Origin of the sequence: Pluralibacter gergoviae ATCC 33028 = NBRC 105706, from assembly GCF_001598855.1 — a bacterium.
Taxonomy (GTDB): domain Bacteria; phylum Pseudomonadota; class Gammaproteobacteria; order Enterobacterales; family Enterobacteriaceae; genus Pluralibacter; species Pluralibacter gergoviae.
Window position 1 is genome coordinate 1 of record NZ_BCZS01000041.1, and the last position, 25,276, is coordinate 25,276.

Here is a 25,276-nt window from a genome sequence, read left to right on the forward strand (position 1 = left end):
AGGTGCGAGTTTGAAGTTGTAGAGATCGCCGATACCGCCCAGCGAGGCCGGGGTGTTGATAAGGATACGCGCGGTCTTCATTTTTTCGCCGAAGAAGTTCACGCGATCTTTGTGGTTGTCCTGGTCGGTGTAGAGGCAGGAGGTGTGGCCGATACCGCCCATCTCAACCAGTTTTTCCGCTTTAACTACCGCATCTTCAAAGCTTTTCGCGCGGTACATTGCCAGCGTCGGCGAGAGTTTTTCGTGGGCGAACGGCTCAGACTCGTCAACGACGGAGACTTCGCCAATCAGAATCTTGGTGTCGGCCGGTACGGTAAAGCCTGCCAGTTCGGCAATTTTGGTTGCCGGCTGGCCCACGATGGCCGCGTTGAGGGCGCCGTTTTTCAGGATAACGTCCTGAACCATCTTCAGCTCTTTACCCTGCAGCATGTAGCCGCCGTGGGTTGCGAAGCGTTCGCGAACGGCATCATAAACGGAGTCAACCACGATGACGGACTGCTCGGAGGCACAGATAACGCCGTTATCGAAGGTTTTGGACATCAGAATAGAGGCTACGGCGCGCTTGATATCCGCGGTTTCGTCTACCACTACCGGGGTGTTACCGGCGCCAACGCCGATAGCAGGCTTACCGGAGCTATAGGCGGCTTTTACCATGCCCGGGCCACCGGTGGCGAGGATCATGTTGATGTCAGGGTGGTGCATCAGCGCATTCGAGAGCTCAACAGACGGCTGATCGATCCAGCCAATCAGGTCCTTCGGCGCGCCGGCAGCAATCGCGGCCTGCAGGACGATATCTGCGGCCTTATTTGTGGCTTCTTTCGCACGCGGGTGCGGAGAGAAAATGATGCCGTTACGGGTCTTCAGGCTGATCAGCGATTTAAAGATAGCGGTAGAGGTCGGGTTAGTGGTTGGTACGATACCGCAGATGATGCCGATCGGTTCGGCGATGGTGATGGTCCCGAAGGTGTCGTCTTCAGAGAGGACGCCGCAGGTTTTTTCATCTTTGTAGGCATTGTAGATATATTCAGAAGCAAAGTGGTTTTTGATCACCTTATCTTCAACGATACCCATACCGGATTCGGCAACGGCCAGTTTTGCAAGCGGGATTCGAGCATCTGCGGCGGCCAGGGCGGCGGCGCGGAAGATTTTATCAACCTGTTCTTGAGTAAAGTTGGCATATTCTCGCTGGGCTTTTTTTACGCGCTCGACGAGTGCGTTAAGTTCAGCAACGTTGGTAACAGCCATAATGCTCTCCTGATAATGTTAAACTTTTTTAGTAAAGCAGTTGCACGAGGTGTCAGTATAGACGACGCGGTTGCTACCAACGTAAAGCGCGAAAATACAATAAGTTATTAATCGCTTTGCGCCACTGATTTACTAAAAAAGCCTTATCCATTACACCTTCAGAGCAATCGACCGGACCCTGTTGGTATCGTCAAGATTACCTACTTCTGAGTACAAAATTAGTGATCTAAGTCAAGATTAAACAAAGCTGACACCTTTCAGCAGCGGGGATTTGCAAGGTTTTGTAAATTGTTAAAATATTGTGGTGGTTGTAAAAAATTGACGGGCGGAATTCGGTACTTTTTAAATCAACTTGAAATTACCTCTGCTTTGTCATGACTGGCGACAGATTTGTAGTGAACAACGCCGATAAAAAGCGTATCTTCAGCACAATTTTATACTTAACTCCTGCTTCTCTTTCCGTTTGATAAGGCCGCTGAGATACCGTGATACAGACGCTTTTCGACTTCCCTACTTATATTAAGTTTTTTATTGGCCTGTTCGCGCTGGTCAACCCGGTCGGCATCATTCCCGTCTTTATCAGCATGACCAGCTACCAGACCGCCCCGGCCCGTAACAAAACCAATCTGACGGCTAACCTGTCGGTGGCCATCATCCTCTGGACCTCGCTGTTTCTCGGCGACGGTATTCTGCAGGCGTTCGGTATCTCCATTGACTCCTTCCGCATTGCGGGCGGTATCCTGGTGGTCACTATCGCCATGTCGATGATAAGCGGCAAGCTCGGGGAGGATAAGCAGAACAAGCAGGAGAAATCAGAGACCGCCATCCGCGAAAGCGTCGGGGTCGTTCCGCTGGCGCTGCCGCTGATGGCGGGGCCGGGTGCCATCAGCTCGACGATAGTCTGGGGCACGCGCTACCATAATGCCGCCCACCTGATTGGCTTCTCCGTTGCCATTGCGCTCTTTGCCGCCTGCTGCTGGGGACTGTTTCGCATCGCGCCCTGGCTGGTGCGGCTGCTGGGGCAGACCGGCATTAACGTGATTACCCGTATTATGGGCCTGCTGCTGATGTCGCTGGGGATTGAGTTTATCGTCGCCGGGATCAAATCGAGCTTCCCGGGACTGCTCTCCTGATCTCCGCTTCCGCGCGCGATTCAGGTCGCGCGCGGCGGTTTGCCAGTATTAGCAAAACCTATCAATAATTTTGAAAAAGCGATTCCCCTGCCGGGCGCTGCGGGGGCGTATTGTGTCAGTAATTCAGCGCTTTATAACATTCCTCCGCCGCTTTCGACGGCTTTATCATCGGTATTTCTTTCACATAGCGCCATCGGGCTTGATGCGCGATATCCGAAATGATATTAGTAATTTCATACCCGGTGCAGAGTAATGTGCTAAATAATGACCAAATGTTAATCTTTCGTGTAATAAATAGCCGGCAAACTGCCGCGACAAAGATTAACCATTGTAATTAATATAAGCATTTGATATTTAATGATAATTAAAAAATAGATACCCTCATGGATTACTCTGTTTCGCGCACTCAGTCACAACAAAAGAGAATTGGTTAACAAATTTGCAAAATGTATTGGCGGGCGGGAAATGCATTTGATACTTTCCGGCGGGTATCACGCCGAATGATCTTCTTAGATGAGAATTATTATCAAATAAATCATCTGACGGTAAAACAGAATAGCGCATCCCGGCAGGGGGATAGCGGAAAGAATCGACGCCAGGCCGCCGCAAAGAGCGGTCGTAATAAAGAAGTCGATGATAGCAGCAGTAAAAATAACACCTGACGGACGCACTCACTCCTGCGCCGGACAGGCACCCGCAAGGGGATAACACAGGCTGGGTAGCACCAGTAATTATAATGAGCGGAGTATCAACACAATGACCATCATCACAAAAAAAAACCTTATCGCCGCAGGTGTTCTGACGGCGCTACTTGCAGGAAGCGCACTGGCGGCAGATGTACCGGCCGGCGTCACGCTGGCGGCTAAGCAGGAGCTGGTTCGCAATAACGGCTCCGAACCGCAATCGCTGGATCCGCACAAGATTGAAGGCGTTCCGGAATCCAATATCAGCCGCGATCTGTTCGAAGGCCTGCTGGTGAGCGACCTGGACGGACATCCGGTAGCGGGCGTGGCGGAAAAGTGGGAAAACAAAGATTTTAAAGTATGGACCTTCCATCTGCGTAAAGATGCAAAATGGTCAAATGGCGATCCGGTCACCGCGCAGGACTTTGTTTATAGCTGGCAGCGTATTACCGATCCCAAAACCGCATCGCCGTATGCAAGCTATCTTCAGTATGGTCATTTACTGAACGTTGACGATATTATCGCGGGGAAAAAGCCGACCAGCGAGTTGGGCGTTAAAGCCATTGACGATCATACCTTAGAAGTCACGTTAAGCGAGCCGGTCCCTTACTTCTACAAACTTCTTATTCACCCCTCCACCTCTCCGGTACCGAAGGCCGTCGTTGAGAAATATGGCGATAAGTGGACCCAGCCGGCAAACATCGTGACCAACGGTGCTTATAAATTAACGGATTGGGTCGTTAACGAACGTATCGTCATGGAGCGTAATCCGCAGTACTGGAATAATGCTAAAACGGTCATCAATAAAGTCACCTATCTGCCTATTTCCTCAGAGGTCACTGATGTGAACCGCTACCGCAGCGGTGAGATCGATATGACCTATAACAATATGCCGATTGAACTCTTCCAGAAGCTGAAAAAAGAGATCCCGAAAGAGGTGCATGTTGATCCCTATCTTTGCACCTACTATTACGAAATTAACAACCAGAAGGCACCGTTTACCGATGAGCGCGTTCGCACCGCGCTGAAGCTCGGACTCGATCGCGATATCATCGTTAATAAAGTGAAGAACCAGGGCGATGTCGCCGCGTTTGGTTTTACGCCGCCCTATACCGATGGCGCAAAATTAACCAAACCAGAATGGTTTGGCTGGACCCAGGAGAAGCGCAATGCCGAGGCCAAAAAGCTGCTGGCTGAAGCCGGTTATACTGACGCCAAACCGCTGACCTTTAATCTGCTCTATAACACCTCCGATTTGCACAAAAAGCTGGCTATCGCCGCCGCGGCTATCTGGAAGAAAAATATCGGCGTTAACGTTAAGCTGGAAAATCAGGAGTGGAAAACCTTCCTCGACACCCGTCATCAGGGCACCTATGACGTAGCGCGCGCCGGCTGGTGCGCCGATTACAACGAGCCGACGTCGTTCCTCAATATGATGGTATCTAACAGCTCCAGCAACACGCCGCACTATAAGAGCCCGGTGTTTGACAAGATTATTGCCGACGCCATTAAAGCCACCGATGAGGCGCAGAGAAGCGCGCTCTATGATAAAGCCGAGCAGCAGTTGGATAAAGACTCCGCGATTGTTCCGGTTTACTACTATGTCAACGCCCGCCTGGTAAAACCGTGGGTCGGTGGCTACACCGGCAAGGACCCGCTGGATAATACCTACACCAGAGATATGTACATTATTAAGCATTAATGGCAACGAGGAGGGGCGGCTTTGGGCCGCCCCTCAGTGTCTTATTTTCATGTAGTGCAAAGGCACACGCCATAAGGTACGGGCAATGTTAAAATTCATACTACGTCGCTGTCTGGAAGCGATTCCGACGCTTTTCATTCTTATTACTATCTCCTTCTTTATGATGCGGCTGGCGCCGGGAAGCCCCTTTACCGGCGAGCGAACGCTGCCGCCGGAGGTGATGGCCAACATTGAGGCCAAATATCACCTCAACGATCCTATCGGCGTCCAGTATCTTAACTACCTGAAGCAGCTGGCCCACGGCGACTTCGGTCCTTCATTTAAATACAAAGATTACTCGGTTAACGACCTGGTCGCCTCGAGCTTCCCGGTATCCGCCAGGCTGGGAGCGGCGGCCTTCCTGCTGGCCGTGGTGCTGGGCGTGACGGCGGGCGTTATTGCGGCGCTCAAGCAGAATACCAAATGGGACTTTGCGGTGATGGGGGTAGCGATGACCGGGGTGGTTATCCCGAGCTTCGTCGTGGCGCCGCTGCTGGTGATGATCTTTGCCATCTCCCTGCACTGGCTCCCCGGGGGCGGCTGGAACGGCGGGGCGCTTAAATACATGATCCTGCCGATGGTGGCGCTGTCGCTGGCCTATATTGCCAGTATCGCGCGCATCACCCGCGGATCGATGATTGAGGTGCTGCACTCCAACTTCATCCGCACCGCCCGCGCCAAGGGCCTGCCGATGCGGCGCATCATCTTTCGCCACGCGCTGAAGCCGGCGCTGCTGCCGGTGCTCTCCTATATGGGACCGGCGTTTGTCGGCATCATTACCGGCTCAATGGTGATTGAAACCATCTACGGTCTGCCGGGGATCGGCCAGCTGTTCGTCAACGGCGCCCTGAACCGCGACTACTCGCTGGTGCTGAGCCTGACCATTCTGGTGGGCGGCCTGACTATCCTGTTTAACGCGATTGTTGACGTGCTGTACGCCGTTATCGATCCGAAAATCCGTTACTGAGGCCGGAGGACGCCATGATGTTGAGTAAGAAAAACAGCGAGGCGCTGGAAGGCTTCAGTGAGAAACTGGAGGTCGAAGGCCGCAGCCTCTGGCAGGACGCCCGCCGCCGCTTTATGCACAACCGCGCCGCGGTTGCCAGCCTCTGCGTGCTGGTGGTGATTGCCCTGTTCGTCGCCCTGGCGCCGATGTTCTCCCCGTTCAGCTACTTTGACACCGACTGGAATATGATGTCCAGCGCGCCGGACATGGAGTCCGGGCACTACTTCGGCACCGACTCTTCGGGGCGCGATCTACTGGTGCGCGTCGCCATCGGCGGACGCATTTCGCTGATGGTGGGCATCGCCTCCGCGCTGGTCGCGGTGGTGGTCGGCACGCTCTACGGTTCGCTTTCCGGCTATCTCGGCGGCAAAATCGACTCGGTGATGATGCGCCTGCTGGAGATCCTGAACTCCTTCCCGTTTATGTTCTTCGTCATCCTGCTGGTGACCTTCTTTGGCCAGAATATCTTCCTGATTTTCGTCGCCATCGGCATGGTCTCCTGGCTGGATATGGCGCGTATCGTGCGCGGCCAGACCCTGAGCCTCAAGCGCAAAGAGTTCATTGAGGCCGCGCAGGTCGGCGGCGTCTCGACCGCCAGTATCGTGATGCGCCACATTGTGCCCAACGTGCTGGGCGTGGTGGTGGTCTACGCCTCGCTGCTGGTGCCGAGCATGATCCTGTTTGAATCCTTTCTGAGCTTCCTCGGTCTCGGCACCCAGGAGCCGCTCAGCAGCTGGGGCGCGCTGCTCAGCGACGGCGCCAACTCCATGGAGGTCTCTTCGTGGCTGCTGCTGTTCCCGGCGGGTTTCCTGGTGGTAACCCTGTTCTGTTTCAACTTTATCGGCGATGGCCTGCGTGATGCCCTCGATCCGAAAGACCGCTAAGGAGTTCGCCATGAGCACCACAGAAATGGTTAGCGCCCCGGTGGGGCAACAGTCCGGCCTGCTGCTTGACGTCAAAGACCTGCGCGTCACCTTCGCCACGCCGGACGGCGACGTCACGGCGGTGAACGATCTGAATTTCAGCCTTAAGGCGGGCGAAACGCTGGGCATCGTCGGCGAGTCCGGCTCCGGCAAATCGCAGACCGCCTTTGCGCTGATGGGCCTGCTGGCGCCCAACGGCCGCATCGGCGGCTCGGCGACCTTTAACGGCCGCCAGATCCTCAATCTGCCGGAGCACGACCTGAATAAGCTGCGCGCCGAGCAGATTTCGATGATTTTTCAGGATCCGATGACCTCCCTTAATCCCTATATGCGCGTCGGTGAACAACTGATGGAAGTGCTGATGCTGCATAAGGGCATGAGCAAAGCGGAAGCGTTTGAAGAGTCGGTTCGCATGCTCGACGCGGTCAAAATGCCGGAAGCGCGCAAGCGCATGCGCATGTACCCGCACGAGTTCTCCGGCGGTATGCGCCAGCGCGTGATGATCGCCATGGCGCTGCTGTGCAGGCCAAAGCTGCTGATCGCCGATGAGCCGACCACGGCGCTGGACGTCACCGTCCAGGCGCAGATCATGACCCTGCTCAACGATCTCAAGCGCGAGTTTAATACCGCCATTATTATGATCACCCACGATCTCGGGGTGGTGGCGGGGATCTGCGACAAGGTGCTGGTGATGTACGCCGGGCGCACGATGGAGTACGGTCAGGCCCGCGATGTCTTCTATCAGCCGGCGCATCCTTACTCTATCGGCCTGCTGAAGGCCGTCCCGCGCCTCGATGCGGAAGGGGAGGAGATGCTGACCATCCCCGGCAACCCGCCGAACCTGCTGCGCCTGCCGAAGGGCTGCCCGTTCCAGCCCCGCTGCCAGTACGCGATGGAGGTGTGCAACAGCGCGCCGCCGCTGCAGGAATTTGCCCCGGGCCGCCTGCGCGCCTGCTTTAAACCTGTGGGAGACCTGGTATGAGTGCCGCAACCGAAGAGAGAAAAGTCCTGCTCGAAATCGCCGATCTGAAGGTGCATTTCGACATTAAAGACGGCAGGCAGTGGTTCTGGCAGCCGGCAAAAAGCCTCAAGGCCGTCGACGGCGTCACGCTGCGCCTCTATGAAGGGGAAACCCTCGGCGTGGTCGGCGAGTCCGGCTGCGGTAAATCAACCTTTGCCCGCGCCATTATCGGGCTGGTGAAGGCCACCGACGGCCGCGTGGCGTGGCTGGGCAAAGATCTGCTGGGCATGAAGCCGGAAGAGTGGCGGGAAGTGCGCAGCGATATCCAGATGATTTTCCAGGATCCGCTGGCCTCGCTAAACCCGCGCATGACCATCGGGGATATCATCGCCGAGCCGCTGCGCACCTACCATCCGAAAATGGCGAAGCAGGAAATTCGCGACCGGGTCAAAGCGATGATGATGAAGGTCGGCCTGCTGCCGAACCTGATCAACCGCTATCCCCACGAGTTCTCCGGCGGCCAGTGCCAGCGCATCGGCATCGCCCGGGCGCTGATCCTTGAGCCGAAGCTGATTATCTGCGACGAGCCGGTGTCGGCCCTGGACGTTTCCATTCAGGCGCAGGTGGTGAACCTGCTGCAGAAGCTGCAGCGCGAGATGGGGCTGTCGCTGATTTTCATCGCCCACGACCTGGCGGTGGTGAAGCACATCTCCGACCGCGTGCTGGTGATGTATCTCGGCCATGCGGTGGAGCTGGGCACCTACGACGAGGTGTACCACAACCCGCTGCACCCCTATACCAAAGCGCTGATGTCGGCGGTGCCGATCCCGGACCCGGATCTGGAGAAGAACAAAACTATCCAACTGCTGGAGGGGGAGCTGCCGTCGCCGATTAATCCGCCGTCGGGCTGCGTGTTCCGCACCCGCTGTCCGCTGGCGGGGCCGGAGTGCGCGAAGACGCGGCCGCTGCTGGAGGGCAGTTTCCGCCACGCGGTCTCCTGCCTGAAGGTAGATCCGCTGTAGCGATCGTAAAAAAGGCTGCCGCGGCAGCCTTTTTCTTACTCACGCCACAGGATGTGGCAAATCTTATGATCTTTTTCGCGGCACAGCAGCACGCGGGCAAACACATCGTTGATCTCACCGCCGTCGGTGTCCGCCAGGCCAATCACCACCTCGGCGAAAAAGTCAGGATTGAGATCAAAGTCAACGTGCTCCTGCCAGTCTTCCGCCGGGTCGAACAGCTCGGCGCCGCCGCGCTCTTCGAACTGCAGGTTAAAAAGAATGATATCCGCCGGTTCGAGATTATCGCCGGCAAGTTCCAGGAAGATATCGTAGGCCTGCTCAAGCGTTTCATCCTCGGTCAGGCGGTTATTCAGATCCATTTCCATGAGTGCACCCTGTTTAAGCTCAATGGGCACGTTTTACAGCAACGGGCTAAAGAAGTAAAACAGTCGCTCAACCACCCGCTGCCAGAGCGGGCGTTTTAACCATTTACCGGCGTCCAGCAGCCGGGAGCGCGAGATATAGTCGTCCTGCACCGCCGCCAGATCGCCGCCGAAACCGACGTCGTCGATGGCGAGAGTGATTTCAAAGTTGAGCCACAGGCTGCGCATATCGAGGTTAACCGTGCCCACCAGGCACAGCTCGCCGTCCACCAGGATACTCTTGGTGTGCAGCAGGCCGCCCTCGAACTGATAGATTTTGACGCCGGCGGCCAGCAGCTCGGTAAAGAACGCCCGGCTGGCCCAGCCCACCAGCAGCGAATCATTTTTGCGCGGCAGGATAATGCTGACGTCAACGCCGCGCTGGGCGGCGGTACAGATGGCGTGCAGCAGGTCGTCGCTGGGCACGAAGTAGGGCGTGGTCATCACCAGGTACTCCTGCGCCGAGTAGGCGGCAGTGAGCAGCGACTGGTGGATCAGATCCTCCGGAAAACCCGGCCCGGAGGCGATGGTCTGAATGGTGTGGCCGCTGGCCTCTTCAAAGGGCATGATATTGCTGTCCGGCGGCGGCGGCAGAATGCGCTTGCCGGTTTCAATTTCCCAGTCGCAGGAGTAGACAATGCCCATCGCGGTGGCGACCGGCCCCTCCATGCGCACCATTAAATCGACCCACTGGCCGACGCCCGCGTCCTGCTTGAAGAAGCGCGGATCTACCAGGTTCATGCTGCCGGTGTAGGCGATATAGTTATCGATCATCACCATTTTGCGGTGCTGGCGCAGGTCCATGCGGCGCAGGAACACGCGGAACAGATTGACCTTCAGCGCTTCGACGACGTCGATGCCCGCATTGCGCATCATCCCGACCCACGGGCTGCGGAAGAAGGCGACGCTGCCCGCGGAATCCAGCATCAGGCGACAGTGCACGCCGCGGCGGGCGGCAGCCATCAGGGACTCCGCCACCTGGTCGGCCATGCCGCCGGGCTGCCAGATATAGAACACCATCTCGATATTGTGGCGGGAGAGCTGGATATCGCGGATCAGCGCCTGCATCACGTCATCGGAGTCGGTCAGCAGCTGAATTTGATTGCCCTTGACCCCGGCGATGCCCTGGCGGCGCTCGCACAGACGGAACAGCGACGAGGCTACCGGGCTGTAATCTTCGGCAAAAATGTGGTGGCAGGCTTTCAGGTCGTGAAGCCACTTGGCGGTGGAGGGCCACATCGCCCGCGCGCGCTCGGCCCGGCGCTTGCCGAGGTGCAGCTCGCCGAGCGAGAGGTAGGCGATGATCCCCACCAGCGGCAGAATATAGATGATTAGCAGCCATGCCATCGCCGAGGGGACGGCGCGCCGCTTCATCAGGATACGTAAGGTGATACCCGCGATTAACAACCAGTACCCCAGAATGGCCAGCCAACTCACTACGGTGTAGAAGGTTGTCATGAAAAAATCCTTTTGAAAGTCTGTTCTTTACAGTTTACGCACTCGCTGTGCGCTGGCAAACAAAACTGCGGGGAAAAGCGCTGGTCAGGCGGGCGCAAGGGTTTATAATAATGACCCTTTCATCGTTGAGATGTTGAAATGAAGCGTAGCAGAAATGAAGTGGGGCGCTGGCGCATGTCCCGGCAAACCAGCCGCCGTAAGGTGCGCTGGCTGGAAGCCCAGTCGCGTCGCAATATGCGCATCCACGCTATCAGAAAATGTTTGACCAACCGCCAGCGCAATTCGCTGCTGTTTGCCTTCTACGAATTCTGATACCCAAAAGGGCACCCTGGGCGGTGCCCGTTTGCTTTCTACGATTCAGAACACTTTTTTGTAGGGCCGCACCTTGACGTTATCATAGACGCCGGCCGCGACGTAAGGATCGGCATCGGCCCAGGCCTGTGCCGCTTCCTGCGATTCAAACTCGGCGATGACGGTTGAGCCGCTAAATCCCGCGGCGCCTGGATCGCTGCTGTCAACGGCGGGCATCGGGCCTGCGGTCAGCAGGCGGCCCTCATCCTGCAGCAGCTGCAGGCGGGCAAGGTGAGCGGGGCGGACGGAGAGTCGCTTTTCCAGAGAATCGGCGATATCTTCAGCATAAATCACATACAACACGGCACAGCTCCTTATCAAACGTTGTTCCGGTACGGTATTTGAAACCCGCGCGCTCTGCAATGCAAAGTTGATGGCCGCTTTTTTCGCCGGGGCGCCGACAAAGTTGATGCCGGATAAGATGCCTTATTGAATATGATTGCTATTTGCATTTACAATCATGCTCTCACTTTTTAACTGCGACAATTATGACTTCAATGACCCTTGATTTACCTCGCCGTTTTCCGTGGCCCACGCTGCTGTCCGTGTGCATCCATGGTGCCGTTGTGGCGGGTTTACTCTACACATCGGTACATCAGGTTATTGAACTGCCCGCACCTGCGCAGCCCATCTCGGTGACGATGGTGTCTCCCGCCGATCTGCAGCCGCCCCAGCCTGCGCCTGAGCCAGAGCCGGTGGTCGAGCCGGAACCTGAGCCGGTCGTGGAGCCGGAGCCTATCCCGGAGCCGCCGAAAGAGGCGCCGGTGGTCATCCATAAGCCGAAGCCTAAACCCAAACCGAAGCCAAAGCCTAAGCCCAAACCGGAGAAAAAGGTTGAGCAGCCTAAGCGGGACGTTAAGCCCGCCGAGCCGCGGCCTGCCTCGCCGTTTGACAGCAGCAGCGCCCAGAGCCGCCCGACCAATAACAGCAATCAGACATCGGCCAGCAAACCCAACGTGGTGGCGCCTACCGGCCCGCGCGCGCTGCGCCGCGGCGATCCGGTTTATCCGCCGCGCGCCCAGGCGCTGCGGATCGAAGGGAGCGTGAGGGTTAAGTTTGACGTTACGGCCGACGGCCGCGTTGACAACATTCAAATCCTCTCGGCCAAGCCGGCGAACATGTTTGAGCGCGAGGTGAGAAACGCGATGCGCAAATGGCGCTACCAGCCGGGCCAGCCGGGTAACGGCCTTACCATGAACATCGTTTTCCGCCTTAACGGCGTCCAGGTCGATTAATCCTCCAGGCATCGGCGGGCGATGGCCGCCGATGCTTTCTCACTCACCGTCACCCCCTGCAACAATTTTCCTGCTATTTACATAGGCTGCACGTTTTGCAACTTATGAAACAGTTAATTATCATTAGGATGGTCGTGTCTTTTCTGTTTACAGCCGCATGCGCTGGCGGCTGTGCGTGAAGGTAATCAAATTTTAAGCAAGGGAACCTTATGACCAAACGAGTCTGGGTAACGGTGTTGCTGATCGTTATCGCCGTATCTTTGGCAGTGCTATTCCGCTCACACGGAAAGGATCTGCTGCTGCAGGGTGAAGTCGATGCTCCGGAGGTCATCATTACCTCCAAGGCCAAGGGCAGGGTGATTGCCCGCTACGCCGAGCGCGGCGACGATGTGAAGGCCGGGCAGTTGCTTATTTCTCTCGAAAGCCCCGAGCTGATGGCGCAGCTGCGATCGCTGGAGGCCGCCCGCGATAAGGCCCAGGCGCAGCTGGATCAGTCGCTTAACGGCACCCGCGAGGAGGATATCCGCTCCCTGCGCGCCGATCTTGGTCAGGCCGAAGCGCAGTACGCTAACGCCCAGCGTGACTATAAGCGCAATCTTAGCGTGGCGAAACAGGGCTACGTCTCCGCATCGGATCTGGACGCTTCGCGGCGGGCGCGTGACACGGCGCTTGAGCAGGTGAAGGCCGCCAAAGCCAGCCTTGATGAAGGTATTCACGGCGATCGTATCGAACAGCGCGAAGCCTATGCCGCCGCGGTGCGCCAGGCCAATCAGGATATTATCGAGCTTAAGGCCCAGACCGACGATCTGCAGGTTCGCGCCCCGGTGCCGGGCGAGGTCGGGCCGATCCCGGCGGAGGTCGGCGAGCTGCTTAACGCCTCCAGTCCGCTGATGACCCTTATCCGCCTGCCGGACGCCTACTTTGTCTTTAACCTGCGTGAAGATATTCTGGCGGGCGTGCGCAAGGGCGATCGGGTGCGCATCAGGGTGCCAGCCCTGAAGGATAAAATCATCGATGCGCAGGTGCGCTACATTGCGCCGCTCGGCGACTACGCCACCAAGCGCGCGACCCGCGCAACCGGTGATTTCGATCTGAAAACCTTTGAGGTCCGCCTCTACCCGTCCCAGCCGGTGGCGGGACTGCGTCAGGGAATGAGCGCGCTATGGCAATGGAAAGAGTAAGGGCCGGCTGGCGCTGCTTCAGCCATGCCTTTGAGGCAGAAGCGCGGGTGGCGATCCGCTCGCCGGTGATCCACTGGCTCGGCTGGTGTTTCCCGCTGCTGCTGTTCATTTTGATCGCCAGCAACTTCTCCGAGGGCACGCTGCTGGACCTGCCGGTCTCGGTGGTCGATAACGATCAGAGCCCGCTCTCGAAGGAGCTTACCCGCAAGCTGGATGCCGGATCCCACGCCCGCATTTCAGCCTATGAAGGCGGTCTGCCCGAGGCGCAGAAAAGGCTGCGCAGCGCCCAGGATTACGCCATGCTCTATATTCCAGTGCACTTCGAATCCGACGTGCTGGCGGGTAAACAGCCCAGCGTGGTGATGTATTACAACGCCCTGTTTTACGGCGCTGGCCTCTACTCTACGCAGGATTTCTCCGGCCTGATGAGCGAACTCAATACCCGCTATCGCTCGATCATTGCCGAAACAGTCGGTAAAGAGCCGCCGTCGCTGGCCAGCGTGTCGCTGAACTACGGCAGCCTGTTTAACGCCAGCGGCAGCTTTATCTACTACCAGCAGTTCGCGGCCACGATCCACCTGCTGCAGCTGTTTACCGTCACCTGCATGATCTACGTGCTTAATCAGCGCCGGGCGCTGATGCAGGCCAGGCCATTTGGTCTGGCGGTGATTGGCAAGCTGGCGCCCTATACCCTGAGCTACACCACGCTGCTGATGGCGGAAATCGCGCTGCTGGTCTTCGTGTTTGATGCCAGGGTCAGCGGTAATCCGCTGTTTATGCTGCTGATTGGTTTCTTCTACGTGATCGCGGCGCAGAGCATCGGCATTCTGCTGTTCACCTTCACGAAAACGGTGATCACCGCCTACACGCTGATCGGTATTCTGGTCAGCATCGCGCTGACCTTTTCCGGGCTCGCGGTGCCGGAGCTGTCGATGCCGCTCCCCGCGCAGATTATCTCCAATATTGAACCGCTGACCCACGCGCTGTACGCCATGTTTGACGTCTTTCTGCGCGAAGTGCCGGCGACGGCGATTTTTGGCGTCTGCGCCCTGCTGATGGTCTATCCGCTCATTACCTGGCTGCTGGTGCGCAGGCGTCTGCTTAAGCGCTATCAGTTCGAAGAGGAGCAGGGATGAAGAGCTACTGGAGCACCCTGAAGCGGGTTCTGCTGGGGATGCTGGATAAACCGATGTGGATGCTGCTGCTGCTCTCGCTGTGCCTGATGAGCATGGTCTACGCCAAACATTCGGTATGGGATCTGCCGGTTGGCGTCATCGATCAGGATCACAGCAGCGTGAGCCGCCAGCTCATCCGCAGCCTCGACGCCACGCCCAAAATTGCTACCCGGATTTACGATAACCTGCCGGAGGCCCAGCGGGATCTCGCCTGGCGCAGGCTGTTTGCGGTGATCATCATGCCCGTCAACCTGGAGAAAAAAATCCTCCACGGCGAGGCGATCACCGTGCCGGTGTATGGCGATGCCACCAACCGCCTCGCCAACGGCCAGATTCAACAGGATGTGATAGCGGCCTACCAGCAATTGCTCAATACCTATAACACCGGCATCCTGCTGCGGGCGGGATTTGACCAGCGCCAGGCGGAGCTGGTCATCCAGCCTATCGTTGGCCAGACGCTGGACGTCTTCAACCCCGGCATCAGCTTCGCGGCTATCATCTTTCCCGGCCTGCTGGTGATGCTGCTCCAGCACTCCCTGCTGATTGCCAGCGTCAGGGTGAGTATCGCTATACGCTCATCCGGCAAGCCGACGCTGCCGGTTTACCTGGGGGCGCTGTCGGCGCTGCTGCCTATCTGGCTGTTTCTGTCGATTGTCCTGTTCGTGCTCTGGCCGTGGGTGCTGGGATACCGGCAGACCGCGCCGATCCCTGAAGTGCTGCTGCTGACTTTTCCCTTCCTGCTGGCGGTCCTCGGACTCGGCAAGCTGGTGACGGAGTGCCTGCGGCGGGTGGAGCTTATCTACCTGACGCTGTCATTTATTACCATGCCGGTATTCTATATTTCCGGCACCATCTGGCCGCTGCAGGCGATGCCGGCATGGGTGCGCGGCGTCTCCTCCTGTCTGCCCTCCACCTGGGCCACCAAGGCTATCGCCGGCGTCAACCAGATGGGGCTCAGCTTTGCCGACGTCATGAACGACCTGCTGATGCTGCTGTTTCTCGGCGCGTTTTACGCTCTGCTGGGTACGCTGGTGGGGATGCTGCGCAACGGCGTTGAGCTGCGGGCGCTGTTCAGGAAGCAGTAGCGCAGCCCCGGGGCTGCGCTGGCAGGATCAGGCGCTCATCACGCGGTCAACCGCCTGCTGGGCGTTGACCAGGTGCTGGCCGCCGAACAGGATAGCGCGGTTGAGCTGGGTATAGAGCTGATAAATCGGCTGGCGGTCGGGAAAATCCGTCGCCAGCGGCAGCACGGACTGGTAACCGTCGTAAATCTGCGGCGGCTGCTCCGGGTGGAGCGGCAGCATGGCCAGGTCGCATTCGCGATCGCCCCAGTAGCAGGCGGGGTCGAACATGCAGGGGCCGTCCGGTCCCAGGGCGCAGTTGCCCGACCACAGATCGCCGTGCAGCAGCGAGGGCTGCGGCTGGTGATTCTGCAGGCGCTGGTGAACATGGCTGACAATGGCGTCGATATCGCCAAAGGTGATCCCTTTTTCTGCCGCCAGCTCCAGCTGCCAGCCGATGCGCTGTTCGGCAAAGAAGGTTGACCAGCGGCGCTGCCACGCGTTGGGCTGCGGGGTTGTGGAGAGGTGGTTGTCGTAATCAAGCCCAAACTGCGGCTGATCGCTCCATTTGTGGAGCCGCGCCAGCTGCTGGCCCAGCTGAAAAGCGCCGTGGGCATCCAGCGGCCGGGTGGGGAGATACTCCATCACCAGGAAGCTGTAGTCGCGGTCGCTGCCCACGGCGTACACCTCAGGTACCCGCACGGTTTTACTGCGGGAGAGAAGCTCAAGCTGGTCTGCTTCGGCGGTAAATACCGGCAGCAGCTCCCGCTCGTCGCTTTTGACGAAATAGTCCTTTCCGCCGAAGCGCAGGTGCCACGCGGAGTGAATCTCGCCGCCGGGCAGTTCGTTGCGCAGTTCGATTTCGCCGTCGCCGTGCTCTTTCAGCAGGCTGGTGATTGCGTGCCACATGCTCTCTCTCCCCATGTTGTCTGTCAGATCATCAGGTTAGCGCACAAGCGCGGTACAAAAACTCGAACTGACGCACAACTGCGCGCTTTTACGCCGCGCGCTGCGCCTTCAGCCACGCCTCAAGCGTGGTCACCGTGACCTCTGCCTCTCCCTTAACGGCGGTGTCAGCCAGGCCGGCGGCCAGTGCTTTAATCTCCTCAGCGCTTTGCGGGCCGATCCAGCCAAAAGAATTGGTGCCAGGGTCGTGAACTTTGCCCTCATCATCCGTCAGGGTAATCGTAAACCCGGCGCGGGTCAGATGATTATTAAGTTCATTAATTTCCGTCAGCGTCTCTTCATGAAAGCGGACGGTTATTACATAGCGCGTCACATCGCTCATCGATCACCTCGTTGTTATTAATGGAGTTTTTATAGCATAGCCGATTGCGGCTATTTGGCGACTTTTGCCCACCGCGCAGAAACCCTGCGAGAAGCGGCGCGGGCGCTTCCGGATTAAGGCGATATCTGTCGCGGGCGCGTTCGCAGACGTTAAACATAACATTATGATTTGTGGTTTTTTTTATGGCCAGCATTGCGCCGGCGAGTTATACATTTCAACGCTATCAGATGCGCTGCTTATTCAAAAAATGAAATAAGATTTGATTGATAAGTTTAAGGCGCCTTTTTATAATTTCTCGCCTTTCTAAGGACCGTCTGTCGCTTGTCCTCGCGAAAGTTTCCGGGACCGTCATGGTCTCTTTTTTTGTTGTACGGACTCATAAATTAAATGAAGCTTTTTAAGACAGTACCCGCAGCTATTGTGCTGACGGGGAGCCTTTTTGCGTCGCTACACGCGCTGGCTGATAATACCGTTTTTACTGTCATGGACGATCCTTCCACCGCCAAAAAACCGTTTGAAGGTAAGGTTAACGGCGGCTACCTTGCGCAGTCCGGGAACTCGAAAAGCTCCTCGCTGACCGCCGACTCCACCCTGACCTGGTACGGCATCAATACCGCATGGTCCCTGTGGGGGAATGCCAGTAACACCTCATCGAACGGCGACCGCTCGTCGGAAACCTACTCGGCCGGCGGCCGTTCACGCTACAACATGACCGATCTTGATTATCTGTTTGGCCAGGCCAGCTGGCTGACCGATCGCTTCAACGGCTATCGACAGCGCGACGTCTTCACCGCCGGTTACGGTCACCAGTACTGGAATGGCCCGGTGCACAGCCTGCGTTTCGAATTCGGTCCCGGCGTACGCTATGACGAACACACCAACGGCAACACCAAAACGCAGCCGCTGGGCTATGCGTCCGGCACCTACGCCTGGCAGATGACAGACACCACCAAGTTTACCCAGGGCGTCTCCGTCTTCGGGGCAGGGGACACCACCGTCAACTCGGAAACCGCGCTGGACGTGGCGATTAATGACAACTTCGGACTCAAGGTCGCCTATAACCTGACCTGGAACTCCGAGCCGCCCTCCTCGGCGCCGGAACATACCGATAAGCGAACCACCGTGACGCTTGGATATAAGATGTAGCCTGCGGGCCGGCGTAATCCGGCCCGTTCATTTTCACCGCGTCGGAACAGGGCTACTAAAATTAAGGGATTGTGCGGCTAATTTCATTTATGTATTATCTCGCCCCCGCAGCAAGCCAGCATCCGCTGCAGACAAAATAACCGCCACTAGCTCATCGGGAAGAGCGACAACCTTGAGGTTGTAGTACGGGGTTCGAGGCTCCGGTGGCGGACCACTCCTTTCATCACTCAACAATATCCTCTGCTTTTATAAGTTTGCAATGACGTGTACTATTATGGGCTCGTTATCAGCAGGCGAAGGTATGTACATCTTCGTGTACCCGGTTTGCAGAGTGAAGCAGATAAAACCTTGCGCGCGGCTGATATGAATACAAAACATTGTTTTGCATGTGTTCTTTCGTGTGGGACACCACTGCAAATAAGGATATGAAATGCCTGTAATTACCCTTCCTGATGGCAGCCAACGCCATTTCGACCACGCTGTAACACCCATGGATGTTGCCCTTGATATCGGCCCCGGTCTTGCGAAAGCGACCATCGCCGGCCGCGTTAACGGCGAGCTGGTCGATGCCAGCGACCTCATTGAGCAGGATGCTACTCTGGCGCTGATCACCGCCAAAGATGAGGCGGGTCTGGAGATTATTCGCCACTCCTGCGCGCACCTGCTGGGGCATGCGATTAAACAGCTGTGGCCGAACACCAAAATGGCCATCGGTCCGGTTATCGACAACGGTTTCTACTACGATGTCGATCTTGACCATACCCTGACTCAGGAAGATATCGACGCCCTTGAAAAGCGCATGCACGCGCTGGCGGAGACCAACTACGACGTCATTAAGAAAAAAGTCAGCTGGAACGAAGCGCGTGAAACCTTCGTCAACCGCGGCGAGAGCTATAAAGTCGCTATTCTTGATGAAAATATTGCCCATGATGATAAGCCCGGTCTCTATCATCATGAAGAGTATGTCGATATGTGCCGCGGGCCGCACGTGCCCAATATGCGCTTCTGCCATCACTTTAAGCTGATGAAAACCGCAGGGGCCTACTGGCGCGGCGACAGCAACAATAAAATGCTGCAGCGCATCTACGGCACCGCCTGGGCCGACAAAAAAGCGCTCAATGCTTACCTGCTGCGTCTGGAAGAGGCCGCCAAGCGCGACCACCGTAAAATCGGTAAACAGCTCGATTTGTACCACATGCAGGAAGAAGCGCCTGGTATGGTGTTCTGGCATAACGACGGCTGGACCATCTTCCGTGAACTGGAAACCTTCGTCCGCTCCAAGCTGAAAGAGTATCAGTATCAGGAAGTGAAGGGCCCGTTCATGATGGACCGCGTGCTGTGGGAAAAAACCGGTCACTGGGATAACTACAAGGATGCGATGTTCACCACCTCGTCAGAGAACCGTGAATACTGCATCAAACCGATGAACTGCCCGGGTCACGTGCAGATCTTCAACCAGGGCCTGAAGTCCTATCGCGATCTGCCGCTGCGCATGGCCGAGTTCGGCAGCTGCCACCGCAACGAGCCATCCGGCGCGCTGCACGGCCTGATGCGCGTGCGCGGCTTCACTCAGGATGATGCGCATATTTTCTGTACCGAAGATCAGGTTCGCGATGAAGTGAACGCCTGTATCCGTATGGTCTATGATATGTACAGCACTTTTGGCTTCGATAAGATCGTCGTCAAGCTGTCAACGCGCCCGGAAAAACGCATCGGCAGCGATGAGATGTGGGATCGCGCGGAAGCTGATCTGGCGGTGGCGCTGGAAGAGAACAGCATCCCGTTTGAGTATCAGCCGGGCGAGGGCGCATTCTACGGCCCGAAAATTGAATTTACGCTGTACGACAGTCTGGATCGCGCCTGGCAGTGCGGTACGGTACAGCTGGATTTCTCTCTGCCGCAGCGCCTGAGCGCGTCTTACGTCGGCGAGAACAACGAACGTCAGGTGCCGGTGATGATTCACCGCGCAATCCTCGGGTCGATGGAGCGCTTTATCGGTATTCTGACCGAAGAGTTTACCGGCTTCTTCCCGACCTGGCTGGCGCCGTTGCAGGTGGTGGTAATGAATATCACCGATTCACAGTCTGAATACGTTAACGAATTGACCCGTAAATTACAAAATGCAGGCATTCGCGTAAAAGCAGACTTGAGAAATGAGAAGATTGGCTTTAAAATCCGCGAGCACACTTTACGTCGTGTCCCTTATATGCTGGTTTGTGGCGACAAAGAGGTAGAAGCAGGCAAGGTTGCCGTTCGTACCCGCCGCGGTAAAGACCTCGGGAGCATGGGCGTAGAGGAAGTGATTGAGAAGCTGCTACAAGAGATTCGTAGCCGCAGTCTTCAACAACTGGAGGAATAAGGTATTAAAGGCGGAAAACGAGTTCAAACGGCACGTCCGAATCGTATCAATGGCGAGATTCGCGCCCAGGAAGTTCGCTTAACGGGTCTGGAAGGCGAACAGCTGGGTATTGTGAGTCTGAGAGAAGCTATCGAGAAAGCTGAAGAAGCTGGCGTCGATTTAGTTGAAATCAGCCCTAACGCCGAGCCGCCAGTTTGTCGTATCATGGACTACGGCAAGTTCCTTTATGAGAAGAGTAAGTCCACAAAGGAACAGAAAAAGAAACAAAAAGTTATCCAGGTGAAGGAAATTAAATTCCGTCCTGGTACCGATGATGGCGACTATCAGGTAAAACTCCGCAGCCTGATTCGCTTTCTGGAAGATGGCGATAAGGCCAAGATCACGCTCCGTTTCCGCGGTCGTGAAATGGCCCACCAGCAGATTGGTATGGAAGTGCTTAACCGCGTCCGTGACGATCTGCAAGAGCTGGCAGTAGTCGAATCCTTCCCAACGAAGATCGAAGGCCGTCAGATGATCATGGTGCTCGCTCCTAAGAAGAAACAGTAAGGCCTTCAAGTAGCACTGCCTGTCCGCAGGCAGTGTTCGCCTATGTTTCGTTTATTTAACAATGCGAAGTGGAAGTTAAAAAATGCCAAAAATCAAAACCGTACGCGGTGCTGCTAAGCGCTTCAAAAAAACCGGTAAAGGTGGTTTTAAGCACAAGCACGCTAACCTGCGTCACATTCTGACTAAGAAAGCTACCAAGCGTAAACGTCACCTGCGTCCGAAAGCCATGGTTTCCAAAGGCGATCTGGGCCTGGTTATTGCGTGCCTGCCGTACGCATAAGTCTCGTTAACGTTTAACTTTTTTAATTAGAATATAGATACAGGAGAGCATCATGGCTCGCGTAAAACGTGGTGTAATTGCACGTGCACGTCACAAGAAAATTTTGAAACAAGCTAAAGGCTACTACGGTGCGCGTTCTCGCGTATACCGCGTTGCCTTCCAGGCTGTTATCAAAGCTGGTCAGTACGCTTATCGTGACCGTCGTCAGAAAAAGCGTCAGTTCCGCCAACTGTGGATTGCGCGTATCAACGCAGCAGCACGTCAGAACGGTATTTCTTACAGCAAATTCATCAACGGCCTGAAAAAAGCCTCTGTTGAAATCGACCGTAAGATCCTGGCTGACATCGCCGTATTCGACAAAGTAGCGTTCACCGCTCTGGTCGAAAAAGCGAAAGCAGCACTGGCATAAGCCAGTTGAAAGAGGGGGGCTTGCCTCCCTCTTTTCGTTTCAAGGTCATCAATACGTTGACTTTTTTCGTCGAAGACATTTCAATATAAACGTCACTAAAATCGGCCTCACAAGGTAACGCAAGCATGAATGCTGCTATTTTCCGCTTCTTTTTTTACTTTAGCACCTGAACCCGGGAGGCTAGCGCGTGAAAGAAGAAACGGAAAACAGCGCCAGAAAGCCTCCCAGTGGAGGCTTTTTTTATACCCGCAGTTTACGAATATCCAATAATGAGGAAAATCATGTCACATCTCGCAGACCTGGTTGCCAGCGCCAGGGCAGCCATTAACGAAGCCTCAGATGTCGCCGCCCTGGACAACGTGCGCGTCGAGTATCTCGGCAAGAAAGGGCAGCTGACCCTTCAGATGACCACCCTGCGCGATCTGCCGGCGGAAGAGCGCCCGGCGGCCGGGGCCGTGATTAACGAAGCCAAAGAGCAGGTCCAGCAGGCGCTGAACGCCCGTAAAGCCGACCTCGAGAGCGCGGCGCTTAACGCGCGTCTGGCGGCGGAAACCATCGATATCTCGCTGCCGGGGCGCCGCATCGAAAACGGCGGCCTGCATCCGGTGACCCGCACGATCGACCGCATTGAAAGTTTCTTCGGTGAGCTCGGCTTTACCGTCGCGACGGGACCGGAAATCGAAGATGACTACCACAACTTCGACGCTCTGAACATTCCGGGCCACCATCCGGCGCGCGCTGACCACGACACTTTCTGGTTTGACGCCACCCGCCTGCTGCGCACCCAGACTTCCGGCGTGCAGATCCGCACCATGAAGGACCAGCAGCCGCCGATCCGCATCATCGCCCCGGGGCGCGTCTATCGTAACGACTACGACCAGACCCATACCCCGATGTTCCACCAGATGGAAGGTCTGATTGTGGACACCAATATCAGCTTTACCAACCTGAAGGGCACCATCCACGACTTCCTGCGCAACTTCTTTGAGGAAGACCTGCAGATCCGCTTCCGCCCCTCCTATTTCCCGTTCACCGAGCCTTCCGCTGAAGTTGACGTGATGGGGAAAAACGGCAAGTGGCTGGAAGTGCTGGGCTGCGGCATGGTGCACCCGAACGTGCTGCGCAACGTCGGCATCGATCCGGAAGTCTACTCCGGCTTCGCCTTCGGCATGGGCATGGAGCGTCTGACCATGCTGCGTTACGGCGTCACCGATCTGCGCGCGTTCTTCGAAAACGATCTGCGTTTCCTCAAACAGTTTAAATAAGGGCAGGACAGAACAATGAAATTCAGTGAACTGTGGTTACGCGAGTGGGTTAACCCGGCGATTGACAGCGACGCGCTGTCGAACCAGATCACCATGGCGGGCCTGGAAGTGGACGGCGTCGAGCCGGTTGCGGGCAGCTTCCACGGCGTGGTCGTGGGCGAAGTGGTCGAGTGCGGCCAGCATCCGAATGCTGACAAGCTGCGGGTGACAAAAGTCAACATCGGCGGCGAACGCCTGCTGGATATCGTCTGCGGCGCGCCGAACTGCCGCCAGGGCCTGAAGGTGGCGGTTGCCACCATCGGCGCCGTGCTGCCGGGCGACTTCAAAATCAAGGCTGCCAAACTGCGCGGCGAGCCGTCGGAAGGGATGCTTTGCTCCTTCTCCGAGCTGGGGATTTCCGACGACCACAGCGGCATTATCGAACTGCCCGCGGACGCGCCGATCGGTACCGATATTCGCGACTATCTGCAGCTTGATGACAACACCATCGAGATAAGCGTCACCCCGAACCGCGCCGACTGCCTCGGCATTATCGGCGTCGCCCGCGACGTGGCGGTGCTTAACCAGCAGCCGCTCACTGTGCCGGAGATGGCGCCGGTTGCGGCAACCATTGCCGACACGCTGCCGATTACCGTTGAGGCGCCGGACGCCTGCCCGCGCTACCTGGGCCGCGTAGTGAAAGGCATCAACGTTAAGGCGCCGACGCCGCTGTGGATGAAAGAGAAGCTGCGCCGCTGCGGCATTCGCTCCATCGATGCGGTGGTGGACGTCACCAACTACGTCCTGCTCGAGCTGGGCCAGCCGATGCACGCCTTTGACCGCGACCGCATCGACGGCGGCATCGTAGTGCGCATGGCGAAAGAGGGCGAAACCCTGACGCTGCTCGACGGCAGCGAAGCCAAACTGAATGCCGATACGCTGGTCATTGCCGATCGCGGTAAAGCGCTGGCGATGGGCGGTATCTTCGGCGGCGAACACTCCGGTGTGAATGACGAAACGCAAAACGTGCTGCTGGAGTGCGCCTTCTTTAGCCCGCTGGCCATCACCGGCCGCGCGCGCCGCCACGGTCTGCACACCGATGCCTCCCACCGCTACGAGCGCGGCGTCGATCCGGCCCTGCAGTATAAGGCCATGGAGCGCGCGACTCGCCTGCTGATCGATATCTGCGGCGGCGAAGCCGGCCCGGTTATCGACGTCACCAATGATGCGACGCTGCCGAAACGTGCGACTATCACCCTGCGCCGCAGCAAGCTCGATCGTCTGATCGGCTACCACATTGCCGACGCTCAGGTGAGCGACATTCTGCGCCGCCTCGGCTGCGAAGTCACCGAGGGCCAGGACCAGTGGCAGGCCGTTGCCCCGAGCTGGCGCTTCGATATGGAGATCGAAGAAGACCTGGTGGAAGAGGTTGCCCGCGTCTACGGCTATAACAGCATTCCCAACGAGCCGGTGCAGGCTGGCCTTATCATGGGTGAGCATAAAGAAGCCAACCTGTCGCTTAAGCGCGTAAAAACGCTGCTCAACGACAAAGGCTATCAGGAAGTGATCACCTACAGCTTCGTCGACCCGAAAGTTCAGCAACTGCTGCACCCGGGCGAAGAGGCGCTGATCCTGCCGAGCCCTATCTCCAGCGAAATGTCGGCGATGCGCCTCTCACTGTGGACCGGCCTGCTGAACACCGTGGTGTATAACCAGAACCGCCAGCAGAACCGCGTGCGCATCTTTGAAAGCGGCCTGCGCTTTGTACCGGACACTCAGGCGCCGCTGGGCATTCGCCAGGACCTGATGCTGGGCGGCGTCATCTGCGGCAACCGCGTGGATGAGCACTGGAACCTGGCGAAAGAGACAGTTGATTTCTATGATTTAAAAGGCGATCTCGAATCGGTGCTCGACCTTACCGGCAAACTGGACGATATCCAGTTCCGCGCAGAGGCCAATCCGGCGCTGCATCCGGGCCAGTCAGCCGCGATTTATCTGAAAGGTGAACGCATTGGTTTTATTGGGGTTGTTCATCCTGAGCTGGAACGTAAACTGGATCTCAACGGCCGCACGCTGGTGTTTGAGCTGGAGTGGAACAGTCTTGCAGACCGCGTGGTGCCTGAAGCGAAAGAGATTTCGCGCTTCCCGGCAAACCGTCGCGACATCGCCGTCGTCGTCGCGGAAAACGTCCCGGCAGCAGATATTCTGGCCGAGTGTAAGAAAGTTGGCGTAAATCAGGTAGTTGGCGTAAACTTATTTGACGTGTACCGCGGTAAGGGTGTGGCGGAAGGTTCGAAGAGCCTTGCCATCAGCCTGATCCTGCAAGATACCAGCCGTACACTCGAAGAAGAGGAGATTGCCGCTACCGTCGCCAAATGTGTAGAGGCATTAAAAGAGCGATTCCAGGCATCATTGAGGGATTGAACCT

At 56.9% G+C, this 25,276-nt stretch carries 25 protein-coding genes and 1 other annotated feature; of the genes, 19 read left to right on the top strand and 6 right to left on the bottom strand.

Annotated features, from left to right (window positions below; translation table 11 throughout):
* A partial coding sequence (locus ENGE1_RS23440; RefSeq protein ID WP_155731569.1) for an aldehyde dehydrogenase family protein occupies positions 1-1,245 on the bottom strand: 1,245 nt, incomplete at its 3' end.
* Between the two features lie 485 nt (positions 1,246-1,730).
* On the opposite strand from ENGE1_RS23440, the gene ENGE1_RS23445 reads away from it, so the two are divergent.
* The 6 genes from ENGE1_RS23445 to oppF all read left to right on the top strand — a co-directional run bounded on the left by ENGE1_RS23445 (position 1,731) and on the right by oppF (position 8,714).
* The gene (locus ENGE1_RS23445; protein WP_043083532.1) at positions 1,731-2,378 is read left to right on the top strand and encodes a YchE family NAAT transporter; all 648 of its coding nucleotides are present in this window, start codon (positions 1,731-1,733) and stop codon (positions 2,376-2,378) included.
* A gap of 756 nt (positions 2,379-3,134) precedes the next feature.
* Positions 3,135-4,763, top strand: coding sequence for an oligopeptide ABC transporter substrate-binding protein OppA (gene oppA, locus ENGE1_RS23450; RefSeq protein WP_048255010.1), 1,629 nt, complete (start codon positions 3,135-3,137; stop codon positions 4,761-4,763).
* Positions 4,764-4,848: 85 nt separating this feature from the next.
* Positions 4,849-5,769, top strand: coding sequence for an oligopeptide ABC transporter permease OppB (oppB, locus tag ENGE1_RS23455; RefSeq protein WP_043083536.1), 921 nt, complete (start codon positions 4,849-4,851; stop codon positions 5,767-5,769).
* A gap of 14 nt (positions 5,770-5,783) precedes the next feature.
* The gene (gene oppC, locus ENGE1_RS23460; RefSeq protein ID WP_048255008.1) at positions 5,784-6,692 is read left to right on the top strand and encodes an oligopeptide ABC transporter permease OppC; all 909 of its coding nucleotides are present in this window, start codon (positions 5,784-5,786) and stop codon (positions 6,690-6,692) included.
* Positions 6,693-6,702: 10 nt separating this feature from the next.
* Complete coding sequence (gene oppD / locus ENGE1_RS23465; protein WP_048255007.1) at positions 6,703-7,713, top strand: ABC transporter ATP-binding protein; 1,011 nt, start codon at positions 6,703-6,705, stop codon at positions 7,711-7,713.
* Positions 7,710-8,714 (top strand): murein tripeptide/oligopeptide ABC transporter ATP binding protein OppF, encoded by a 1,005-nt coding sequence (oppF, locus tag ENGE1_RS23470; protein WP_043083541.1) that lies wholly within the window; start codon positions 7,710-7,712, stop codon positions 8,712-8,714. Before oppD ends, oppF begins: the two co-directional genes overlap by 4 nt.
* A 35-nt stretch (positions 8,715-8,749) precedes the next feature.
* Here oppF and ENGE1_RS23475 read toward each other — a convergent pair whose 3' ends face one another.
* Complete coding sequence (locus tag ENGE1_RS23475; protein ID WP_086498400.1) at positions 8,750-9,079, bottom strand: HI1450 family dsDNA-mimic protein; 330 nt, start codon at positions 9,077-9,079, stop codon at positions 8,750-8,752.
* Positions 9,080-9,112: 33 nt separating this feature from the next.
* The gene (cls, locus tag ENGE1_RS23480; RefSeq protein WP_048255005.1) at positions 9,113-10,573 is read right to left on the bottom strand and encodes a cardiolipin synthase; all 1,461 of its coding nucleotides are present in this window, start codon (positions 10,571-10,573) and stop codon (positions 9,113-9,115) included.
* 138 nt (positions 10,574-10,711) lie between these two features.
* On the opposite strand from cls, the gene ENGE1_RS28695 reads away from it, so the two are divergent.
* Positions 10,712-10,885 carry a YciY family protein gene (locus ENGE1_RS28695; RefSeq protein ID WP_086498398.1) on the top strand — a complete coding sequence of 58 codons (174 nt, stop codon included), beginning with the start codon at positions 10,712-10,714 and terminating at the stop codon, positions 10,883-10,885.
* 45 nt (positions 10,886-10,930) lie between these two features.
* Here ENGE1_RS28695 and ENGE1_RS23485 read toward each other — a convergent pair whose 3' ends face one another.
* On the bottom strand, positions 10,931-11,227 hold the full coding sequence (locus ENGE1_RS23485; RefSeq protein ID WP_043083544.1) for a YciI family protein: 297 nt from the start codon (positions 11,225-11,227) through the stop codon (positions 10,931-10,933).
* Positions 11,228-11,412: 185 nt separating this feature from the next.
* Between ENGE1_RS23485 and tonB the strand changes: the two genes are divergently transcribed.
* The 4 genes from tonB to ENGE1_RS23505 all read left to right on the top strand — a co-directional run bounded on the left by tonB (position 11,413) and on the right by ENGE1_RS23505 (position 15,600).
* Positions 11,413-12,159, top strand: a complete 747-nt coding sequence (gene tonB / locus ENGE1_RS23490; RefSeq protein ID WP_043083545.1) for a TonB system transport protein TonB — start codon at positions 11,413-11,415, stop codon at positions 12,157-12,159.
* A 209-nt stretch (positions 12,160-12,368) separates the two neighbouring features.
* Positions 12,369-13,340, top strand: a complete 972-nt coding sequence (locus ENGE1_RS23495) for an HlyD family secretion protein (protein ID WP_043083547.1) — start codon at positions 12,369-12,371, stop codon at positions 13,338-13,340.
* Positions 13,322-14,476: an ABC transporter permease gene (locus ENGE1_RS23500; RefSeq protein WP_048255003.1), complete on the top strand. Its 1,155-nt coding sequence runs from the start codon at positions 13,322-13,324 to the stop codon at positions 14,474-14,476. The genes ENGE1_RS23495 and ENGE1_RS23500 overlap by 19 nt, the downstream gene beginning before the upstream one ends.
* A complete protein-coding gene (locus ENGE1_RS23505; protein ID WP_048255001.1) occupies positions 14,473-15,600 on the top strand; it encodes an ABC transporter permease in 1,128 nt (375 codons plus the stop codon). Before ENGE1_RS23500 ends, ENGE1_RS23505 begins: the two co-directional genes overlap by 4 nt.
* A gap of 27 nt (positions 15,601-15,627) precedes the next feature.
* Here the strand turns inward: ENGE1_RS23505 and ENGE1_RS23510 are convergent, their stop codons facing one another.
* Positions 15,628-16,485: a fructosamine kinase family protein gene (locus ENGE1_RS23510; RefSeq protein ID WP_048254999.1), complete on the bottom strand. Its 858-nt coding sequence runs from the start codon at positions 16,483-16,485 to the stop codon at positions 15,628-15,630.
* Positions 16,486-16,573: 88 nt separating this feature from the next.
* Positions 16,574-16,864 (bottom strand): type V toxin-antitoxin system endoribonuclease antitoxin GhoS, encoded by a 291-nt coding sequence (gene ghoS / locus ENGE1_RS23515; RefSeq protein WP_043083552.1) that lies wholly within the window; start codon positions 16,862-16,864, stop codon positions 16,574-16,576.
* Between the two features lie 387 nt (positions 16,865-17,251).
* On the opposite strand from ghoS, the gene ENGE1_RS23520 reads away from it, so the two are divergent.
* The 8 genes from ENGE1_RS23520 (at position 17,252) to pheT (ending at position 25,272) form a co-directional block, all read left to right on the top strand.
* On the top strand, positions 17,252-18,010 hold the full coding sequence (locus tag ENGE1_RS23520) for a DUF481 domain-containing protein (RefSeq protein WP_043083553.1): 759 nt from the start codon (positions 17,252-17,254) through the stop codon (positions 18,008-18,010).
* 430 nt (positions 18,011-18,440) lie between these two features.
* Positions 18,441-20,369, top strand: a complete 1,929-nt coding sequence (gene thrS, locus ENGE1_RS23525) for a threonine--tRNA ligase (protein WP_043083554.1) — start codon at positions 18,441-18,443, stop codon at positions 20,367-20,369.
* 3 nt (positions 20,370-20,372) lie between these two features.
* Positions 20,373-20,915: a translation initiation factor IF-3 gene (gene infC, locus ENGE1_RS23530; protein WP_071883384.1), complete on the top strand. Its 543-nt coding sequence runs from the start codon at positions 20,373-20,375 to the stop codon at positions 20,913-20,915.
* A gap of 82 nt (positions 20,916-20,997) precedes the next feature.
* Positions 20,998-21,195, top strand: coding sequence for a 50S ribosomal protein L35 (gene rpmI / locus ENGE1_RS23535; RefSeq protein WP_001124225.1), 198 nt, complete (start codon positions 20,998-21,000; stop codon positions 21,193-21,195).
* Positions 21,196-21,247: 52 nt separating this feature from the next.
* The gene (rplT, locus tag ENGE1_RS23540) at positions 21,248-21,604 is read left to right on the top strand and encodes a 50S ribosomal protein L20 (protein WP_013366084.1); all 357 of its coding nucleotides are present in this window, start codon (positions 21,248-21,250) and stop codon (positions 21,602-21,604) included.
* 120 nt (positions 21,605-21,724) lie between these two features.
* Positions 21,725-21,848, top strand: a sequence feature (Phe leader region).
* Positions 21,730-21,774, top strand: a complete 45-nt coding sequence (gene pheM / locus ENGE1_RS28700) for a pheST operon leader peptide PheM (RefSeq protein WP_001386830.1) — start codon at positions 21,730-21,732, stop codon at positions 21,772-21,774. It overlaps the preceding feature by 45 nt.
* Positions 21,849-21,885: 37 nt before the next feature.
* Complete coding sequence (gene pheS / locus ENGE1_RS23545) at positions 21,886-22,869, top strand: phenylalanine--tRNA ligase subunit alpha (protein WP_048254997.1); 984 nt, start codon at positions 21,886-21,888, stop codon at positions 22,867-22,869.
* Positions 22,870-22,884: 15 nt separating this feature from the next.
* Positions 22,885-25,272, top strand: coding sequence for a phenylalanine--tRNA ligase subunit beta (gene pheT / locus ENGE1_RS23550; RefSeq protein ID WP_043083558.1), 2,388 nt, complete (start codon positions 22,885-22,887; stop codon positions 25,270-25,272).
* The last annotated feature ends 4 nt before the right edge of the window (positions 25,273-25,276 follow it).

What these genes read in the sequence shown, in the direction of transcription:
- oppA (WP_048255010.1), top strand. Translation starts at nt 3,135, where the DNA reads ATGACCATCATCACAAAAAAAAACCTTATCGCCGCAGGTGTTCTGACG.
- oppB (WP_043083536.1), top strand. Translation starts at nt 4,849, where the DNA reads ATGTTAAAATTCATACTACGTCGCTGTCTGGAAGCGATTCCGACGCTT.
- oppC (WP_048255008.1), top strand. Translation starts at nt 5,784, where the DNA reads ATGATGTTGAGTAAGAAAAACAGCGAGGCGCTGGAAGGCTTCAGTGAG.
- oppD (WP_048255007.1), top strand. Translation starts at nt 6,703, where the DNA reads ATGAGCACCACAGAAATGGTTAGCGCCCCGGTGGGGCAACAGTCCGGC.
- oppF (WP_043083541.1), top strand. Translation starts at nt 7,710, where the DNA reads ATGAGTGCCGCAACCGAAGAGAGAAAAGTCCTGCTCGAAATCGCCGAT.
- ENGE1_RS23475 (WP_086498400.1), bottom strand. Translation starts at nt 9,079, where the DNA reads ATGGAAATGGATCTGAATAACCGCCTGACCGAGGATGAAACGCTTGAG.
- cls (WP_048255005.1), bottom strand. Translation starts at nt 10,573, where the DNA reads ATGACAACCTTCTACACCGTAGTGAGTTGGCTGGCCATTCTGGGGTAC.
- ENGE1_RS28695 (WP_086498398.1), top strand. Translation starts at nt 10,712, where the DNA reads ATGAAGCGTAGCAGAAATGAAGTGGGGCGCTGGCGCATGTCCCGGCAA.
- tonB (WP_043083545.1), top strand. Translation starts at nt 11,413, where the DNA reads ATGACTTCAATGACCCTTGATTTACCTCGCCGTTTTCCGTGGCCCACG.
- ENGE1_RS23495 (WP_043083547.1), top strand. Translation starts at nt 12,369, where the DNA reads ATGACCAAACGAGTCTGGGTAACGGTGTTGCTGATCGTTATCGCCGTA.
- ENGE1_RS23500 (WP_048255003.1), top strand. Translation starts at nt 13,322, where the DNA reads ATGGCAATGGAAAGAGTAAGGGCCGGCTGGCGCTGCTTCAGCCATGCC.
- ENGE1_RS23505 (WP_048255001.1), top strand. Translation starts at nt 14,473, where the DNA reads ATGAAGAGCTACTGGAGCACCCTGAAGCGGGTTCTGCTGGGGATGCTG.
- ENGE1_RS23510 (WP_048254999.1), bottom strand. Translation starts at nt 16,485, where the DNA reads ATGTGGCACGCAATCACCAGCCTGCTGAAAGAGCACGGCGACGGCGAA.
- ghoS (WP_043083552.1), bottom strand. Translation starts at nt 16,864, where the DNA reads ATGAGCGATGTGACGCGCTATGTAATAACCGTCCGCTTTCATGAAGAG.
- ENGE1_RS23520 (WP_043083553.1), top strand. Translation starts at nt 17,252, where the DNA reads ATGAAGCTTTTTAAGACAGTACCCGCAGCTATTGTGCTGACGGGGAGC.
- thrS (WP_043083554.1), top strand. Translation starts at nt 18,441, where the DNA reads ATGCCTGTAATTACCCTTCCTGATGGCAGCCAACGCCATTTCGACCAC.
- rpmI (WP_001124225.1), top strand. Translation starts at nt 20,998, where the DNA reads ATGCCAAAAATCAAAACCGTACGCGGTGCTGCTAAGCGCTTCAAAAAA.
- rplT (WP_013366084.1), top strand. Translation starts at nt 21,248, where the DNA reads ATGGCTCGCGTAAAACGTGGTGTAATTGCACGTGCACGTCACAAGAAA.
- pheS (WP_048254997.1), top strand. Translation starts at nt 21,886, where the DNA reads ATGTCACATCTCGCAGACCTGGTTGCCAGCGCCAGGGCAGCCATTAAC.
- pheT (WP_043083558.1), top strand. Translation starts at nt 22,885, where the DNA reads ATGAAATTCAGTGAACTGTGGTTACGCGAGTGGGTTAACCCGGCGATT.